The 18,512-nt window shown below is 41.1% G+C and carries 13 protein-coding genes; 10 read left to right on the top strand and 3 right to left on the bottom strand.

The annotated features are described in order from the left end of the window. Positions 1–5 precede the first annotated feature (5 nt). The 5 genes from NLX82_RS20380 (at position 6) to NLX82_RS20360 (ending at position 6,971) form a co-directional block, all read left to right on the top strand. A complete protein-coding gene (locus NLX82_RS20380; RefSeq protein WP_254348965.1) occupies positions 6–4,367 on the top strand; it encodes a coiled-coil domain-containing protein in 4,362 nt (1,453 codons plus the stop codon). 481 nt (positions 4,368–4,848) lie between these two features. Continuing rightward, positions 4,849–5,343, top strand: a complete 495-nt coding sequence (locus NLX82_RS20375; protein ID WP_254348964.1) for a hypothetical protein — start codon at positions 4,849–4,851, stop codon at positions 5,341–5,343. A gap of 26 nt (positions 5,344–5,369) precedes the next feature. After that, on the top strand, positions 5,370–5,522 hold the full coding sequence (locus NLX82_RS20370) for a hypothetical protein (RefSeq protein WP_254348963.1): 153 nt from the start codon (positions 5,370–5,372) through the stop codon (positions 5,520–5,522). Between the two features lie 122 nt (positions 5,523–5,644). Further along, positions 5,645–6,433 carry a hypothetical protein gene (locus NLX82_RS20365; RefSeq protein WP_254348962.1) on the top strand — a complete coding sequence of 263 codons (789 nt, stop codon included), beginning with the start codon at positions 5,645–5,647 and terminating at the stop codon, positions 6,431–6,433. 325 nt (positions 6,434–6,758) lie between these two features. Further along, the gene (locus NLX82_RS20360) at positions 6,759–6,971 is read left to right on the top strand and encodes a hypothetical protein (RefSeq protein WP_254348961.1); all 213 of its coding nucleotides are present in this window, start codon (positions 6,759–6,761) and stop codon (positions 6,969–6,971) included. Between the two features lie 799 nt (positions 6,972–7,770). On the opposite strand, the gene NLX82_RS20355 is transcribed toward NLX82_RS20360, so the two are convergent. Further along, positions 7,771–8,337, bottom strand: a complete 567-nt coding sequence (locus NLX82_RS20355) for a hypothetical protein (RefSeq protein WP_254348960.1) — start codon at positions 8,335–8,337, stop codon at positions 7,771–7,773. After that, the gene (locus tag NLX82_RS20350) at positions 8,318–8,908 is read right to left on the bottom strand and encodes a hypothetical protein (RefSeq protein ID WP_254348959.1); all 591 of its coding nucleotides are present in this window, start codon (positions 8,906–8,908) and stop codon (positions 8,318–8,320) included. The genes NLX82_RS20355 and NLX82_RS20350 overlap by 20 nt, the downstream gene beginning before the upstream one ends. Positions 8,909–8,982: 74 nt before the next feature. On the opposite strand from NLX82_RS20350, the gene NLX82_RS20345 reads away from it, so the two are divergent. Beyond that, positions 8,983–9,195, top strand: a complete 213-nt coding sequence (locus tag NLX82_RS20345; RefSeq protein WP_254348958.1) for a hypothetical protein — start codon at positions 8,983–8,985, stop codon at positions 9,193–9,195. A gap of 1,059 nt (positions 9,196–10,254) precedes the next feature. Here NLX82_RS20345 and NLX82_RS20340 read toward each other — a convergent pair. After that, positions 10,255–11,235, bottom strand: a complete 981-nt coding sequence (locus NLX82_RS20340) for a patatin-like phospholipase family protein (RefSeq protein ID WP_254348957.1) — start codon at positions 11,233–11,235, stop codon at positions 10,255–10,257. A gap of 639 nt (positions 11,236–11,874) precedes the next feature. Here NLX82_RS20340 and NLX82_RS20335 point away from each other — a divergent pair. Genes NLX82_RS20335 through NLX82_RS20320 form a run of 4 tightly spaced genes read left to right on the top strand, consistent with a single transcriptional unit; the run spans position 11,875 to position 18,121 of the window. After that, entirely contained in the window at positions 11,875–14,835 is a 2,961-nt protein-coding gene (locus NLX82_RS20335) for a hypothetical protein (protein ID WP_254348956.1), read from the top strand. A gap of 30 nt (positions 14,836–14,865) precedes the next feature. After that, on the top strand, positions 14,866–16,314 hold the full coding sequence (locus tag NLX82_RS20330; protein WP_123797014.1) for a hypothetical protein: 1,449 nt from the start codon (positions 14,866–14,868) through the stop codon (positions 16,312–16,314). A gap of 21 nt (positions 16,315–16,335) precedes the next feature. Next, positions 16,336–17,496, top strand: a complete 1,161-nt coding sequence (locus NLX82_RS20325) for a S8 family serine peptidase (RefSeq protein ID WP_254348955.1) — start codon at positions 16,336–16,338, stop codon at positions 17,494–17,496. Positions 17,497–17,512: 16 nt separating this feature from the next. Further along, positions 17,513–18,121, top strand: a complete 609-nt coding sequence (locus tag NLX82_RS20320; protein ID WP_254348954.1) for a S8 family serine peptidase — start codon at positions 17,513–17,515, stop codon at positions 18,119–18,121. Positions 18,122–18,512: the final 391 nt, after the last annotated feature.

Genomic DNA, 18,512 nt, shown 5'->3' with positions numbered 1-18,512 from the left:
CAAAAGTGCCTGTATTAAACGATGTTCGTATGGTAGGCATTCATTTAGACGAAGGTAAAAAAATTATCCCAGACACCCTTTGGCAAATGCATGGTCTTAATGTGTTGCAACTACTCGAAAACGGAGGAGGGAAAACAAGTTTGATACAGCTTATAACCCAAACTGTTCTGCCTAACTCTTCGATTGCCGGTCGTCAGCTTAAAAAAACGCTTGCGAAACAGACATATGGACATATCGCAACGGAATGGTATGTAGAAGGCGACAATCCTTTCTACGTATGTACAGGCTTTTCGTTTATGAACGCAGAAAAGGACGAAGATGACCTGAAGTACTTCAATTACATTTACAAATATAACGACAATAGCGGACTTACAATTCGTTCGCTGCCACTACAAACAAACCAATCCGTGACAAAATACAATGAACTTCGCTCCTTCCTGCGCAAAGTCGAGCATCCTATAGTGACGATTTACGATACGCAAACGGAATACAAACGCGCCCTACGTAACTTTCATATAATCGAAGAAGAGTGGCAGGCCATTCGGAAAATTAACGGAGATGAATCCGGTGTATCCGATTATTTTGCAAAAGCAAAGAAGACAGAAGACTTAGTCACACAAGTACTTATTCCGACAGTTGAAAGCATTATTTTCCGAGATGAAGCGGCGAAGAAACAAATTCATTCAGCGTACAGTACGTACAAAGATAACTTACTGAAAATCCCGGAAACCAGGCAAGATATCTCCGATTTTGAAGTTATCACCTCTCATGCGGAAACTGTCATTAAAGCGGTTGAGGCTGCAAAAGAGAAACAAGAAGAACTTGAAATGGCTACGACTGCCATGATGCGCTCGTATGTGAGTTTTAAAGAGAAGAAAGAGTTTTTAGACACCAATATCGCTTCGCTTCTGACACAGGAAGAATTAATGAAACAACAGATTTTGGAGCTCGAATGGAAGAAGGAGAGTCATCCAATCCATTTCGAATTCTTAGAAATCAACAAGTTGAATGAGGAAATCGTTAAAATCAAAGATGATATTAGTACGATTGAGAGTCAAATTGAGATTGAGCGTCAAAAGAAGTCTGAACTTGAGGCACTACAAACCTATGAAGCATATTTGGATAATAAGTCAAAGTGGACCAAGTTATCTAAAGATATCGAACTCATGGGGGCGAGTCATCCCGAGTTACAAAAGCAGATAGAGCATTATTTCAAAGCAACCGAACTGTCCTGGAATAGCCTGGTTTCGCAAGAATTTGAAAAGGTAAACGAAGCCTCCAATGCTCTTGTAGAAGTTAAACGCGAAATCGATAAGTTAAAGATAGACAAAAAAGAAAACGAGCAAACGAAAACAACATTGGAACGTAAACATTCAGAGCTGGGAGCTTATATTAGCCGCTATCACTCAGAAAAAGAACGGTTAGGAGCGTTGTACGGTGAGGCGGCAGTTTTCACACCTGATAATACGAAAGCAAGCGTAGAGGCTAGTATTGACGCGTTAAAAAAGCAAATCGAGGATAATGACACGCAAATCAAGACTTGCGATAATACCCTTACCGATATTAGCACAAAAGAAATTTCGACTAGCGTTGCATTTGCAAACATCGAGCATATGATTACGACCCAAATGCAGTTAATTGCAACCTATGAAGAGGAAAAAGAAAAACTCAATCAACTATATCTTCAGTCCGGTGTTATGACATTCGACTTGTTTGGCGATCAAGAGGAACATGTACTTGGATTGAGTGTTGAAATTGGACAACTGGAAAAAGAAAAGGAAAAGCTAGCTCTTGAGATGGCAGAATTGAAAGGTCAAGTTGATCTTCTTGATAAACACGACTTCTACGTTCCACACGAGGCCATGATTGATTTGAAAGTGCAGTTAAAGCGCGATGGTGCACCGGTGTCACTCGGGAGTGAGTGGTTATCCGAACAAAACATGAGCGAAGAGGAAAAACAGGCATATTTGGATAACTTCCCTTTACTACCTTTTTCGTTTGTTGTGGATGAGGGATTAATGCCGACTATTACTCGCTCCTTAGAACGGAGAGCCGGAAAGAAGTACGAAATTCCGTTCCTGTTCCAAATAAAGCAATCGCTGATTCCAGGTGAATTATACGGCACTTCAATGGCGGTGCTTAAAGATGGATTTTATACATTTCAAAACTTAGATGTCAAGCTTTTCTCTTCTCGGGCCGAACTTGAGACTATAAAAAAGTCAACCAAACAGCAGCTAGAAAACATCAACTCACGTTACCGAACAACGAAGGATAACGAGTCACACAGACGAGAAGTATTGCGTTCCGCAAAAGAGTTTTATGCGCAATATGACGTTTACTCAGAGAGCAAGATGAACGAGGAACTCAATAGGCATAACGGTATTTTGAGCGAAATGGGTAATGAACTCAAAGAGTTGAAAAAGCAAGCAGAAGATACAACAGCACAAATTATAACGTACGAAGATGATATCAAAGATTGTCAGAAGGAAATCGAGCCCTTGGCCAAACAGCAAGATGCGTTGGAGCAATTTATACGTGAGTTCTCCGACCTGAAATTTGTAGCGAACGACCACCACACGATTGGACAGCAAATTGCAGAGCAAGATGAGATTCTGCGGAAGATGGAGTCTGATCAAGAACGATTAAATGAACAAGCCACTCAACGAGATAGGGCACACCAGGAACGGTTAAGAGAAAAGAGTGCGCTTGAACGAATGGGAAAAGAACTCGGTTTACAGCGCCTTCGTACCGAAAACATTGATGTTTCGACTATGGAGACCTTTTTATCATCTAAATCAAATTGGCTCTCTGTACGGGATGAACTCGAAAATAAAAACAAAAGTTTAAACGAATCGATTTTGCTTCGTAATAACTACAAAGAGCGTATGGACGAAGCATCAAGCTTCATTGAAAAGAAATCGGTATCACTTTCATGGTGTGAAGTAAATCAACGCTCCGTACAAGACGACGAGATCTCCTTGGTGGAACAAAAAATTGCAAAGTTTGAAGATACACAAAGTAATAAACAAATATCCCTAGATGACTTGAAATCGAAGAAGACTTGGCGTGAAGGTGTAATGGAAGGAAAGACGAGTGCAATTGCTGAGAAGTATAAAAAACCACCGTTTGTATTTGGTCAGCAGCATGAGTTTGAATTGGAAGGCTACGCATTTGAACATCAAACCGCGCTTGCTGAACTGAAACAAACGCAAGAAGATATGAAAACAAAGAGAGAACAATCGTCAGATATCACGAAGGCCTCTGACCATTTTGAAGGTTCGGATGATTTTAGTTCGGAAGCAGCAAGTAGCTATTCGCCGATGACTCCGGAAGAATGGGACGGAATTGAGAAAGCGTACGATTGGGCTAAGTCGAAATTGACCGCCTTCCGGAAAGTAAAAAAAGCTCACGAAGAAGAGAAGGTTAAAACAACAGAAACCTATAACGCTTATAAGGCCATCCTCTTAAGTACGAATAATGCAAAGGTCAAACAGTTTGAAAAAGAATTGGGTCAGTCTTTGGTGGAAACGGGAAGACTCTTTGACTTTGAGTACGTTCTATCCTGTTTTGTTCAAGTATTTAATGCACTTGGGCAAATGAAGCATAATCTGGCTTTGAACCTGGCTGAACTTGAATCGGATTTGCAGGAATTGGTCGAGCAATCCTACCAGCGCGGCAATACGCTTTATGAAAGCATATGCGAAATTCCAAAACATTCCAAAGTTGAGTTGTTCAACAGAACGATTCAGATGGTGGATATGACTTGGAATCGCAATGATGAGGTCTCGGCTCGGGCCTCGTTGAAACTCTACATCAACAATCTTTTAAAAATGATTCAATTGTATAAACGAGAAGGCAAAACAGACGAAGCCATTGACCAGTATATGTTATCTCAATTGACGTCGATTCAGCTTCTAAACCAGATTGCACCTATTGCAAACTGCATTGTAACTATTGTAAAACCACGTAAAAAGACGATGTTGCAACAAGAAGTGACCTATCACCGATGGGAAGAGGCAGCGAGTTGGTCCGGAGGAGAAGGTTACACTTCCTACATGGTCATGTTTATGATTTTGATTACGCATATCCGCAAAAAAATGCACTCCAAAGAAACCATGTGGAAAACCATCATTGCCGATAATCCTTTTGGTAAAGCATCTTCAGAGCATGTGGTTCGACCAATCATCGAACTTGCGCAGAAGAATAAAATTCAATTAATTTGTTTGACTGCTATTCGGGATGAAGAAATCCGGACACACTTTGATGTAGTTATTAGCAATCGATATTACCAAGTTGGCGGTAGAGAAGTGCTTCAAACCAATCCAGAAAAAATGAATATCGGTCACTTGTCTTACGCAACGAAATAGACCAAGCAAAGCTCTTCTTATACAACAAGTAGGGCTTGATCGGTTATACATTCGGATATAAGGTAGTATCATGTCACGGGATAAGAACATTGTTCCATTACCGATTAAATACGGCATACTTTTGGACATGATCTGGTTGTGGCCGGAAACGATTTACAAAAGGTAGCCATGTTGATGGGCCACTTCAAAGAAGATGGCACACCCAATATTGCTATAACGATGATTTACACCACGCCTGGCGTTGAGGATCTGGAGGCTGCCGTGGAGTCGATCAGCTGGACTTGAATTAAAATGATTAATGGAGGGATCTAGAATAGAATTTAATTGTGCAAACGATCCCACCTTACGGTAGTTTAAATGAACGGAGGTTTTTCTCATGCCTAATTGCGATTGGGGTCGTCCTTGTGATTGTTCTGATTGTCGGGAGCTTATTGATACGCATGTTTGTCCGAGTTGTGGATTTTCGAATCGAGTCAGCGTTATGAGGTCTTCTCGTTGGGTTGATGATTTGAAGCATGGCGGTGGTTATTACGAGTTTGATGCTCCTACTGCGCCGATACGAGACCTGAGTTGCTATGACTGTGGTCATTGTATGGAGGCGGTCGGATATTATACGTCCGTAGATGAAGCTGGCTGCCAGCGTGAGAAAGAACGCGTAGAACTGATTCGGGCCGGGAAGATCTGTGCGAGCTGCAGCAAGGTCGAGGGGCTTGATTGGGGACTATCCAGTCGTTTAAAGCTCCAAGAGTATGGAGACCGGCTGCTGTGCGAAGAGTGTCTCGTAGACGCTGCGAAGCAGGACAAGCCGGATCCATCGGACAAGGACAACAAATACGAATTTAATCGGACTCAGCTTGAATGGTCGTTAGTGCGTGTCCGGATTCCTTGTACGATATGTGGAAAAGGTCATTTGGTTGCTGTCAGTGAACGATACTGGCGAACGCTCTGCAAGAAGTGTTATTCGCGTCGAAAGTAATTTTATAAACTCCTGGTGTTGAGAACTTGGAAGCGGCCGTGGAGTCGATCATCCGGTCGAGTAAAAATTTATTTGAGGGGATGTACATACGATTGAATACGAAAAAAGCCGCTGCACTGCTTCTGGCCAAGCAGGTAGATAAGGAATTTTCCAAATATTCTCGAATTTTGGAGAAATGAAGATTTCCTGAGTGAGGTCAACATGGTAACAAGCAGTCAGTCTAGGCGCTATATGAGACGGCACCTACAATGAGAAATTACTTTATTATAAATCATCATTTCATTAGGAATGGAGTCTTCTTATGAAGCTAAATGTAATGTGTTTAAACTGCAAAATACAAGGTGAAATAAATGAGTCATTGTATGATTTAACAGATTCCCTATCCTATGAGTTTACTTGTAACCGTGGACATAAAAATGTTTTTTTACTTGACAGTCATAAGTTTGAGCTTTTATTTCAAATGGGATTGTACGCTTATAGTGATGGATATTTTAGAGAGGCTGTTACGAATTTTGCGGCAGCAATAGAGCGATTTCATGAATTTTGTATTGCAGTCCTATCTTGGGAACACGGAAACGAAAAGAAAGTTTTTAATCAAAACTCTGAAATTCAGTATAGTCAAATAAATGATGAATTTAATAAGGAGTACAAAGATGCTTGGAAGGAATTATCTAGGCAATCAGAGCGGCAATTAGGAGCATATATTATGTTGTACTTGGTTACATTTAAGTGCAAACCCCATTTAATTCCTAGTAATTGGGTTGAATTTCGTAATGGAATTGTTCACAAAGGTGCTTTTCCAACTGCTAATAAAACGAGCGAGTATGCAGAAGTAACTTTTAATTATATAAAAGACAAACTTTTGCAACTTAAAACTGCTTTCCCGGAATCAACAGAGAAGGTGTATTCAAAAGCGATCCAGGATTATAAAGACCAACAACTTGATAGTTACAATGGATCAAATTTGATAACTTATAAGCCTTATACTGCCTTACGTGTAGGTGATAAAATAGAAGCTTTGACTAATTTAGATTTTGAGGAGGCTAAAAAGCAAGCCCATGCTCTTTCTTTGTCAAAGATGTATATTTGAAAAAGATTCGGCTTGAGTACTTAATGGCAGTGTGAAGTTGTTTCCGTATGCTGAAAAATCAATCCACTAACGACCCATATTAGGAAGAAGAAAGAAACTTTCTACTAAGTGTGATCAACGAAACTTCAGGTACAGTTAACTCTTTGGATGCAGTAATTTTCAACTAACAAAACTGTCACCATGGGGAAGAAGCACCAGAAGAGCGGGATCGTGTCGAGCTCAGCGGAGATGATCCCGAAAGTAAAGTTTGTGAAGGAGCTGTAGGTATGGCTGTAATGAGAGAATGTGAAGTGAAAAAAATGATTCGTGAGGACAATTTAAAGAGATGGCACAAGAAGGCACACCAGGAGAAATAGCACGTATTGAATGGTATCAGAAAGAAGATTTCAAGAAAGGGCGTATGTCTAAGAAAGAAGAGGTGAGATATTTAATAAGACGTGGCTATGAAGATGCTACTTTGGATAGATACTTGGCAAGTGATGAGGAAATTGAAAAAGCGATACAAGCAGCTTTGGTTGGATTAAGATCTTTACTTTAGTCATGCACCGGCTTCATGGTTGTCAATTGTCGTCATCGTATCCTTCTTGGATTGCTTAGCATTAACAAGAATCAATCATATAGAGGAGTTTCCTAGTGTTGAACAAAAAAGATTGCACCTGGTTTTCGTAAACAGTTGATATCCGCTACACGGACCAGAAGCTATGGCGAAGCGGGCAATTGAGATTGGTGGGATAAAATGATTAAGAGATTCAAATTCTTCTTCAAACTATATCAAGGGCGTTCACTTGAAACTGTCTGCTGCAGTTTTATATTTAGTATTTTCGTTGGACTAGTCAAGCTTCCTTTACATTTGCTGATGTTATATCTACATCTAGGTTGAGTAATTTATACTACTTGTAATAACAATTTTATTTTGAAAGTTGTGACAACAAGTTTATCCTTTTCAAGGAGAATGACAACAAGTTTATACCTTTCAAGAAGGATGATCCAGAGATATGGAGTTCAAAAATATTATTATGCTTGTTCCATCAAAAGTTATATAAGAAAAAGGTAAACTTGTTGTCATTATCTCTAATTCGGCAAACTTTTGTCAATAAAGGGGTAAACTTGTTGTCACTGGACATGTGTTTATTGAACCGCGGTACTACATTTTTTTCTCACACTATTACACAAAAGCCGTGTTTTGTACATATGTATATATTGAAGAAAGAGCCTCCTATTTTGTCAAAGGACAGAAACATTGTTCCTTAAAAGACAAGAACATTGTTCCATTGTCTCTCTCGTTTATTCTTCAACAAAGAGCCGCTAACCCATACCATATGATTATGGATTAGCGGCTAAAAATTCAATCTCTTTACAAATGCATCAACTGTTTTTTGAAGTATTTTGTTTTCATCAGTTTGATTCCTCAAGAGCATCATTGCAACAGCTTGAGGCGTATAAGACGTCATTTCTTGCACGTTGAGTCGATTGTTTTTATTTTGATATGGGCAATCGTAATTAATAACTTCCGATAACTTTTCATTCTTTAAATGATAATACTTAATGCAACGTGAGGACTCTTTCACATCAAAATCGTATTTAAAAGCTACTTTCGGAAATGATCGCTCCCTCATTTTAACAATTTCATTCCAAGATGGTACGCTGATTTCCTGACTTCTCTTCCCTGCTATCTCTAACCAGGCTATGAAGAAGTTTCGACTAAATTGAGTGACCAGTTTTTCAAGAATCCAGAAATGACTCCTCTCGTCAATACTATAGTGCGTTCGCATTTGAGAAATTACTATCTTCTCAGAAAAGTGCTCCAAAAGGTCTTCAACTATTAAAGAAGCTGCATTGTAATCAAAGGTTTTTAACGTGTTAAAACCAAAAAATGCTCTTTTTTCAGAAGAGATTTTCTCCAAAAAACATAAGCATATGCATACGGGCAAATTGCAGGAAAATCGGACATATCATCCGTTTTTTTAGTTCAATTAATTGAGAAATGCACTGCTGATGATCCTGAAGGAAATCCTTAAGTAAATATTCTTCAACTTGTTGAAATCCATTTGTACAAATTTCTAGTCTTTTTTTCTGAAAACGGTTGGAGTAATAGTTATTTTTAGAGATGTTTTCTAATGAATCGTTCTTAATTTTCTCAGGCTCGACAGTAATTAACAAATTTAGATCACAATGTTGCTCGTGAACGATCCATTTTGATTGCATGTTTTCTTGATTCATGTTCGATTTAACCCAACGCAAAACAGTTTGATTTAATTGATCTGGTCCCTTCCATTTGTCCCAATCGGATACACTAAAAATAGCAAGACTGTGCCCGCACTTACAACGAAAAGCATATCCTAGCCGTTTGTTAGACAACAAAAAAGGTATGGGTTCTTGGCAGGCTGAACATATATTGTTTAGTTTAAGATCATGAAATGCACATTCATTTAAGAGCTTGAACTGGTGTAACCAAGAATGAAATCCCCCCTCCATACAACTTGAACACCAATGCAAATCTCTATGGAACCCATGACTCACAAGAACTATAAAACTCAATTAGCGAAGCGGTGTCCATCGCAATAAAGGAACGTTCGGATATTGCCGGCAGGCTTGAACTGGAAGCCGACGCCTTAGAGAACATGACCACCCGTAATGAAGTCACCTCCGAGATGCCTGTTATGATCCGAAAACTGTGGCGAAACGGGGGAACGCTGCGCGTCCGCTTCCTGGACGGAGAGCCTGCGATTCAGGCCAAGGTCGTCCGTTGGGCCAAGGAATGATGGGAAAAGTATGTGAATATCACCTTTGATTTAGGCAATCACCGGAAGGGGGAGATCCGGATTACCTTTCGCGACAAGGGATCAGCTATTCGGCCGTCGGGACGGATGTGCTGCTGCTCAATGTGGGGGCAACCATGAATTTCGGCTGGTTTGACCAGAATACCCCGGAATCTGAGTTCGAAAGAACCGCCATGCATGAATTCGGCCATGGCCTGGGATGTATTCATGAGCACCAGAGTCCATCGCCCGGTATCTGTTGGAATCAACAAGCCGTTCTGGACTATTTCAAGAGAAGGGGTTGGGACGAGGCGACAACAAGACACAATGTATTGGATAAAGAAAGCCCCTTGAATATAAACTTCACCGCATTTGAGCGCAATTCAATCATGCTGTATCCTTTCCCGGGTGAATTGACCTGCGACGGAAGAGGTATGCCGTTTAACCAACCCTGTCGAAGACAGATAAAAACTTCATGCGTCAAATGTATCAGCGCGTTGCCACTCCCGCACGGGAGCCGGTCATGAGCTGATAATTCGCCCTTGGAGCAGTAAATCAGATGTACCTGTTCTGAAGACTACGGCATTACAGAGAAACCCCCATCAATAAGCTGGTTAATCCGTTTGAATTTCATTGACAAAAATACTAACCCCAAGACCCCTTATCTTGTTCTAAAGGGCCTTGGGGTTATTGTGTTAAGCTATCCGCGCAATGATTGCCGGTGCCGACGTCGTCGTTACAACGCTCGATCTGTCGGATACGGTTAGAGACTCCATTGTCGATCACATAACTCCCTTGTTTTTGACACCCAAGCGCCCTCTTCTTCCGTATGATTGTCTCCCTTTCGAAGGGGAACTTTGAAAATTTGTATTCCATTTTTCATTAAGGCTTAGGGATCCGATCGCAGTAATATTATCGTGGCTTTTTGACATGAGAAAAAATGCTCCTTTCAGGTTTGGAATGCTATTGGTAATCCATACAAGTTATTATTAGAAAATATCTAGAATAAAGCTTCAAGGTCACCTGTCAGTATTATCAGATATCTCGCCTTCAAGTTCTTAGTCAGTGGTAAATCCCGGGTTCCTCCTGCTGTTCATTAAAATATGGCTGAATCGGTTTGGCTGCATGATTTTCTCTGAACTTATGCTTGTACGCTTCAAAATCCCAAGTCTCCAGAAATTTCTCTGCTGCAGCATGGCCCGATGAAAGTAAGCTATGCTTATCCTCCTCTGTCAAATCGAACTTCGTCGTCGTTACTTTTCCGGTGGGAATAAAGACGGTTCGTTCTTCCGCATGCTCATCCACATGTCTTTGATCGTGAGCCTGCAGCATAGTTTTGAACATTCCTTTGAGTAAAGAAACCGGGCCGTTGATATCCACGGATTGGGCATACGTACGCTTTTCTGATAGCCGGAAGCCAATGGTTGGCCACCGTGGAATTCCATCCACATCAAATAGCCAGATTGGATAATTACTGAGCATTCCTCCGTCCAGCATGTAATACGGTTTCTTCTGCAATGGTGTATGCCATATATAAGGCTTAAAAAAGAAAGGCAGTGTTGTGCTCATCCGTACAGCCGCAGCAATTGGAAATTCAGATACCTTCAGCCCATAATGAGGCAAATCATTAGGGAAAACTACGATCTTTCCATTGCTTATGTTCGAGGCGATAATCGAGAGCTTTCCCTCAGGAAGATCTCCAAACGTTACAATGTTCTTTCGCTTCAGCCAATCCGTCATCACTTGCTCTAAGATGTGGTTGCTGTAAATGCCAGAGTTCAACATTAAAGGAAGAGCTTTATTTAAAAAAGGTAGGCTGTTCATTCCTGTCCGCCCGAGCAGCTTCATATAGTCTAGCGAGCTCATCAGCTTCCTAATTTCAGCACTGTTGTAACCGCAGGCCAATAAAGTTGCAACAATCGCTCCAGCGGATGTCCCCGCAAGTTTTTTCCAGGTATATCCTTTGGCCTCCATCACCTCAATAGCTCCGACAAAAGCAATTCCCTTGACGCCCCCACCTTCAAAGACTGCATCTGCCTCCACTTGCTCATCCTCCTATTACAAATAAAATATCTATTTGTAATTATGTGTTTTGCACACTGAATTATACACTTTAAGGAATTGTTGTTTTCTTCACAGTGAAGGCTGGTGAAATATGGATTCACAAGATTAGGCTAAATGTGCTGGCAGAGGGCCAGGATCTAGGATCAAACTATACTACATGTTCTCAATTGAACAAGATTTCGAAAGAGTGGAGTTTGATACTACCATCGTGAGAGTTCATCATTTGTATGAACCTCTAGCTTTTGAAATTGAATTAAATTCTGTTCAGTGTGTTCGTGAAGATCTCTGGTGACACGTTGCTGATCTCTTGAATGCCGGTCCAGTCCACACTTGAACGAGCTCTGTACTCCTCAGGTTATTTCTTAATACAACCACTTCCGCATGACTGTCATCTCTCCGTAAATTTTCTTTATAGTCGGTTGCCCATTTTTTATTTAAAGCCCCAGTACCAATCGTGGCTATATTAGCATGTCCTTTACACTGTCTATTCCTCCCTTTGCATTTGTCTAACTAATAATTTTCCCCATAATCTTCTAAACAATTCATATTCGGGAGGTGGCATAAATTAATCCAATTGTGGAACTATACCATTCGAATTGAGTTAAGGAGATGATTATAGTGCCTGAAATGACCCGAAATGAACCCGGTTTTCAAGATACTCCTATCATTTTTATTAATGAGGAAGATAATGATTTCCCAACAAGTTCTACACTACCTGAACTAGTAAACAGGTTTCTAAGCAGTGTCAATTTACCTGTCCCAGCCGTTGAATCTATTCCTGAAATTGATGTACAAAATATTCGTCTTCTAGGATCGCAAAACCAAACATTCGATGAACATTCTGATCTCCAAGTATCGGCAGAATCGCTTTCTGTTTTGACCTTGGGGAGTCAGGATCACGATATTGCGCTGAATCTTTCCTTAAATACAATGACTTCTTCCGATACCATGAACAAAATATGGGAAGGTTTTCTTGAAGGCAACATTCATTTTGGTACAGCACATCTGGAGATAAAGTATGATCTGGCCAACTCTAAACGATTAATGGGCAAATGGGCAGAGAAGCAAGGGGAACAATTAACTTTTCAGAATATTTCGGAAGCCCTCGGTATAGCACACAGCATTCCTGTTGAAGCAATGGGATTAGACCTGCGTTTCAGCTCTGTGGCATTTGAACTGCAATTGGATCAAGGTCATTTTTTATTATCTGCTCGCTCGGATACTTTAGGCGACGCTTTTTTTGCAGCCTCAAATGCGGAGGGTACTTGGAACTTTGTGTTTGGCATCCTGATCCCTCACGGTAAATTGAGTAACGAGCTTACCATGTTGACCGGAAACTTTCTTTCTGAGATTGGAATCGGCGAAGCCTGCTGTATCTACTCGACTTTGGAAGAGGATATTTTCAAGATTCCTGAACTGCCTGATTTACCGAATGATACCAAACCGTCTTTCGGGTTTCTAGAATCAGCGACTATGAAAATTGACCGCGGAATTGTCTTTTGTGCGGATCTGTTGGTGTCCCAGACAAATAATCCATTGCTTAAGATTATTCATTCTATAACGGGAAAAGATCGTCTGCTTCTTCAGACTCCACTTACCCCCCCCTTAACCGGACAGCGTGTTACAGCCCGCTTTCTTGAGCCCATTACAATTAAGGCTGGTGATGCCTCCATTGTTTTGAAACAACCTGAGATTTTAATGAATCTAAGTCCCATGCAAGTCCAGCTGAAAGGTTTAATAGATGTGCCGCTTGGTGCTGAGTCATTGTCATGTACAGCTACAATGGAAATTGGAGAAACCCATGCACAGTGTTCCGTAACTGTAAACAATGTAGACGAAAACGGACAACTGCAATCTCTTCCTTCCCCTCTTGGCTTATCCGGAATTCAGCTGGATGAGGTTGGAGTCAACATGGGTTGGACGTTTACGCCTCCCTCACTTTTGCTTGGTCTCGATGGAACCTTTCATGTCCAAGATCAGCCTCCAGGTATCAATCAGTTTGGAATAACTGTTGCTTTTCAAGGATCCCTGCCAACCCCCAAGCTTTTTTATGGATATTTGGAGCAGCTGGATCCGGAAATTTTCTATAAAGCGGTGACAGGAAAACAACTTAATGGCCCTGATTTTCTGAATAAGCTCGCGGCTAAACAGGTTTTTATGTACTGGTCAGACATTACCAAAGAGTTACCGGACGGTGCTCTTATTAATAAAGGAGCCGGATTTAACGGATTTATCGATTTATTCGGGTTCAAAACTTATGCTTCCTTTATGCTTTCCAGCGGAGGAATTCAAGGAAGTGCCCAGGCAGCCCCTTATCGTTTGGGGAACCTGCTAACTATAGGTGGTAATGGTGAAGGCATACGCCTGAAAGAGTATTTAGTAGACGGTGAATGGATTACCCTCAAAAAGGAACCGACCGAACAATATGAATCCCGATTAATTACGTATATTCCCCCCGGTGGTGCTGTGCTTCAATTTAGTACGGTGACCTCCCCTTATTTATATGCCAGTGCGCAGATTTCTTTTTTTCATTTGCTGGATCAGGAAATCGAGATTGAAATCAGTGATCAAGGCTTCCGTTTTGAATTGGAAAGTGATATTGGCGGATTGATAAATACCAAATGGAGTTGCCAGCTTAAGGATCAGGCTTTCAGTGCAGCAGCTAAGTTTAAGCTTGATTTAGATATTAAGGTCGGTCCAATACAAATTCAAGGAATCGATATGGGTAGTTTCGGATTGGATATTGAGTTTAATGCGAGTGCTAAAATCAGCGGCAGTCCCACGGAATGGACACTTAGCTTAGAAGGAGATTTCATGTTTGAAGGATCAAAAATCTCCATACCCAGCTTTTCGTTAAGAGCGGATCCCAGGGTGCTCGCCGATTTACCCGGCTATATAGCTGACAAGATAGCAGAGGCATCACAAAACTTGTTCTCGTTTCCCTCTGCCAATGAAGTGCTTGAAAAAGCTAAGGAAGCCGTACAACAAGCCATTAATAAGGCTGGCGAGAACGCTCAGGTTCTTATGGATAAGGCATCTGCCGAGGCTAACAAGATTGTGAAAGATGCGGCACAGTTAGGCCATGCCATCGGTGTGGAAAGCGTCGTAGCGAAAGCAGAGGAACTCCGTCAAGAAGCCGATCAAATTATTGCACATGGCGTTGAAGAGGTTAATAATATTGCCCAAGATGCCGTGAATAAAGCAGCAGAACTCACAAACCAAATTGAAGCCTTTCCGGGAAAAGCCGTAGAGGAAATTGAGAAATTAGCCCAGAATGCGCAAGAAGAAGCGGATAGATTAATTCGCGAAGGAGAAGAACTAGCGCAACACGCAGCAGAGCAGGCGAACCAACTTTTGGCCGGTGCTAATGCAGAGTTTAACCGGCTTAAAGACGAGGTCGTGAAAAAGGTCGATGAGATCTTAAATGATGCCAAGGATTATGCGCATCAACTGGAAAAGAAGGCTGATGAGGTATGGGAAGATATAAAGGATTGGGCTGATAAAACAGTGGAGAAAATTGAAAAATTCAGTCCGGGAAATGAAGTTAAGAAAGTATTTAAACGAAAATTATCTTTGTAAATCAATATTTTATGAACCAGGAGGGACTTCATGGTTACACTAGATAACCTGTCTTCAGCAGCTGTTCTAAACAGGGTAAGTACAGAAGCGGTACGTCTAATTAAAGAGGCAGCAGAAAAATCAGAGACATTGGTTAAGGGGGCTGAAGAAAGCTCCAAAGCGGCCATTTTAGAGGCCAAAAAACAGGCAACCAAATTATTAAACAGGAGTCTTGACGTTGTATTTCTGGCTGATAACAGCGGGATCCGGATTTGTGATGAAATGGGAAAGGAGCTTAATCATTTTAATACCCCTACTCCTGCTTATGCCATGACGGTAGACCCGATGAACAATAAGCTGTATTTTATCATCGAGACAACTTCGCAGCCCGTTATGAACGGAAGAACACCTTCCAATAAACTGGTTGAAGTTACACTTATTGTGACTTCATTGCAAGGGACCAATACTGAGGAAATAAAAAAAATGCAATACAGCGTACCAATTGATGTAATGATCACTGGGGCATTGGACATCGATCCGTTAGAAGGAAAAATCATCTGGATTTCACCTACCGGAAGCATCCAATTAATGAATACCCAAGGAAATGAACTGCAAGAACTTGCAAGAGCGAAATTCAATCCTTTAACCGAGGCTGTTCACGCAACCCTCTCCAGTACAGGGGACTTGTTTTGGACCGCTTTGGAAAAAGAAACATCCTCCGAAGAAATTTATGGGATCTGGAAATTGGAAAAAGGCAGCACAGATATCAAGAAGTTAATTAGCTATTCCTTTCCCCTGGCTGCGGCAGATAACATTATCTCATCGAAAGTACAAATTGACTTAGCTGCCGGAAAATTATATTGGAATAGTTATAAAAAAATTGAATCCATTAATCTTGATGGAACCGGTCACCAGGTGGTTTATGAAACCTTGTCTACGATAACCGGCTTGGAATTGGACTCCCATTTGAAGCGGTTATATTGGATTGAACAAAATCATCTTCTATTCAGGTCTACTTTGGACGGGGAAAATATCGAACAGGCTATTTCATTTGAAGAAAGTGATTTCGCTGTAAAAAGCATATACATCCGTACCAAGGCTGATGAGGCGGCCGGGATTCTTCAAGCAGCCCAGCTTAAACGCCAAATAGCTTCCCAAAAGGTAGCCGCCGATATTTCTAACGCCACCAAAGAGGCATATGCATACTTATTGCCTGCCCAAGAAGCCTTTCAAGCAGCAGAGACCGCTTATAAAGAGCAGATTACTCCGGCTTTAAAAGAAGCTGACGAAAAAATAAGTAAGGCTAAAACCCAGTATTCGGTTAAAAAAGATCAAGCAGATGCCACATTGGCCAATGCTGCAAACGAAAAAAATACAATTTTAAATCAAGCCAATGAAAATTATAACACTGAAGTGAAAAAGGCGAAAACAGCAGCGCATGACATAGTGCAGAAAGCTCAGGAAAAGTTAGATGATGCCAATGCCCACAAAAACCATTAACAATGAGGGGACTGAAATAAAGTGAGTGAGAGAAATTGTTTATCCCATTTAGATCCGCGTCTGCAAAAATCAATTGCCCGTTCACAAGCATCACCCGGGACCGAAAATTTTGAAACAGCGGAAGTGACTGAGAAACGGATCTCTGTGATAGCAAAGGTTAAAGATGTTCAAACGTTTCTGGATCTTCCTGGAGTATTTGATGGGAAGAGAGTAACAGCTGCCCCGGATAAAAAAGGGGACATCGTTACGGCAAAGGTAGCCGTCTCAGCGTTAGAGCAAATTCAACAATCACCTGTAATCGTCACAATGAGCGGCGCACAACCGCTTAAATTAATGTTACATGATACTCTCCGGGAAATTGCTATTCCTCCCCTCCATTCACCAGAATTTAACGGAGGAAATGGAGTTATTATTGGTATTATTGATCACGGATGTGATTTTGTTCATTCCAACTTCAGGAATAGTGATGGTACGACAAGATTGCTGTCACTGATGATTCAAAAAATAAACATTAATGATGGACAAACAGAAGAAGTGATATATACAACCGAACAGATTAATGCCGCCCTTCAGAACCCTGATCCCTATCGGGCACTTGGTTATGATCCGGGGTATGGTTCGCATGGTACACATGTTATGGATATTGCTGCGGGAAATGGACTTGCTGAAATGAGCCCGGGTGTTGCGCCAAAAGCGGATCTCATATTTGTAGAGCCTGATTACCGGGATATCAAAAATGGAGAGCTGGGTTATTTAGGGGATTCTTTTAACCTTTTGAATGCTGTGAACTATATTTTTGATAAAGCAGGACATTCATCGTGTGTAATAAATATAAGCCTTGGGACAAATGGCGGTCCTCATGACGGTACCTCCTTATTCGAACAAGGGATTGACGGACTTTTAATGGAGAAGCCCAATCGCGCAGTGGTTTTAGCGGCGGGTAATGCTTTTGACGATAATGTTCATGCGTCCGGTACTGTTAAAGAAGGAAGTTTTACAGACCTGCAATGGGTAATCCTCGAGGGGGATACAACCGCTAATGAACTGGAGCTTTGGTATTCTGGAAAAGAAGAGTTTCGCGTTGAATTGTTGAATGGAGATAACCTAAGCCTCTTTAATATAGGCTTAGGAGAAAAAGCGGATATCCCGGGTTTCTTTGCACACCCATATCAAGGGAAGTAATGGTGACCATCAGGCCATGATTTTTGGTGCACCAAGTTCATTTGGAAATTGGATCGTACGAATTCATGGATTGAAAGCAGCGGACGGAAACTTTCATGCATGGATTGAACGGGATGATAATAATAGAGCCAAACAGCAGTTGTTTAATCAATCCCATTTCCAATCCTCTGTTGATAATTCGTATACTTTAAATTCCATTTGCTGCGGGAAAAAAAGTATTGCTGTAGGATCTTACAGCGCCAAAGTCGATTCGCTTGCTATATCTTACTTCTCAGCAGCAGGTCCAACCCGTGATGGCCGTCACAAGCCCGAAATTAGTGCACCTGGTCACTCTGTCGCTGCTGCCCGTTCCCGTGTGGAAGCCGAAGCTAAGGTTTCTTCAGGTACAATTATGGCAGCACCAGTGATTACTGGAGTTATTGCCTTAATGTTTGCTGAAGCAGCTAAGAGTGGACTTAAGCTTTCGATTGATGAAATTAGAAAGCTGTTGTTCAGTACCATAAGAACAAATCCTCCTAGTTCTCCAGGATGGGATATACAATATGGTAATGGAAGAGTGGATGCAATAGCGGCTATAAAAGCCGTTAAAGCATTGAAAATAAATGAGCCCGTCCCTATTCAGTAATAATTCGTCGCACTGTATATTGGAATCTTTCGGACGTTTTTAACGAGTTCCTTTCCGGCGACTTCAATAACTATTGTAAAGAAATCCTCCAATTTACCGTCACATAGTGGATGACCCCCAAGCACTTGCCGAGAACTTCATCAGTTGATTCGAACAATCTTTTTTTAAAGACTATAACGATGGTTCTTATATCCGGAAAGTTGGTTGGGCTCCCTCCTATATTGGTAAAGATTCAGAAGATAATATCCCTTGGCGAAACAGCCAAACCTATGATTATTGTTCTATGCCACGAAGTAAAGTTGTAGTGAACTAGTCTATAAGTAGCAATTCAGTGTAAATTCTTTTTATGGAATGAAATAAAACAAATGGATATAATGGTATATTTAGGGTT

The sequence above is a fragment of the Paenibacillus sp. A3M_27_13 genome, from assembly GCF_024213315.1.
Lineage (GTDB): Bacteria > Bacillota > Bacilli > Paenibacillales > Paenibacillaceae > Paenibacillus > Paenibacillus polymyxa_B.
Note: the sequence above shows the minus strand (reverse complement) of the source record. Positions and strands in the feature narration are given on the sequence as shown.

What these genes read in the sequence shown, in the direction of transcription:
- NLX82_RS20375 (WP_254348964.1), top strand. Translation starts at nt 4,849, where the DNA reads ATGAGGTCTTCTCGTTGGGTTGATGATTTGAAGCATGGCGGTGGTTAT.
- NLX82_RS20365 (WP_254348962.1), top strand. Translation starts at nt 5,645, where the DNA reads ATGAAGCTAAATGTAATGTGTTTAAACTGCAAAATACAAGGTGAAATA.
- NLX82_RS20360 (WP_254348961.1), top strand. Translation starts at nt 6,759, where the DNA reads ATGGCACAAGAAGGCACACCAGGAGAAATAGCACGTATTGAATGGTAT.
- NLX82_RS20350 (WP_254348959.1), bottom strand. Translation starts at nt 8,908, where the DNA reads ATGGAGGGGGGATTTCATTCTTGGTTACACCAGTTCAAGCTCTTAAAT.
- NLX82_RS20330 (WP_123797014.1), top strand. Translation starts at nt 14,866, where the DNA reads ATGGTTACACTAGATAACCTGTCTTCAGCAGCTGTTCTAAACAGGGTA.
- NLX82_RS20320 (WP_254348954.1), top strand. Translation starts at nt 17,513, where the DNA reads ATGATTTTTGGTGCACCAAGTTCATTTGGAAATTGGATCGTACGAATT.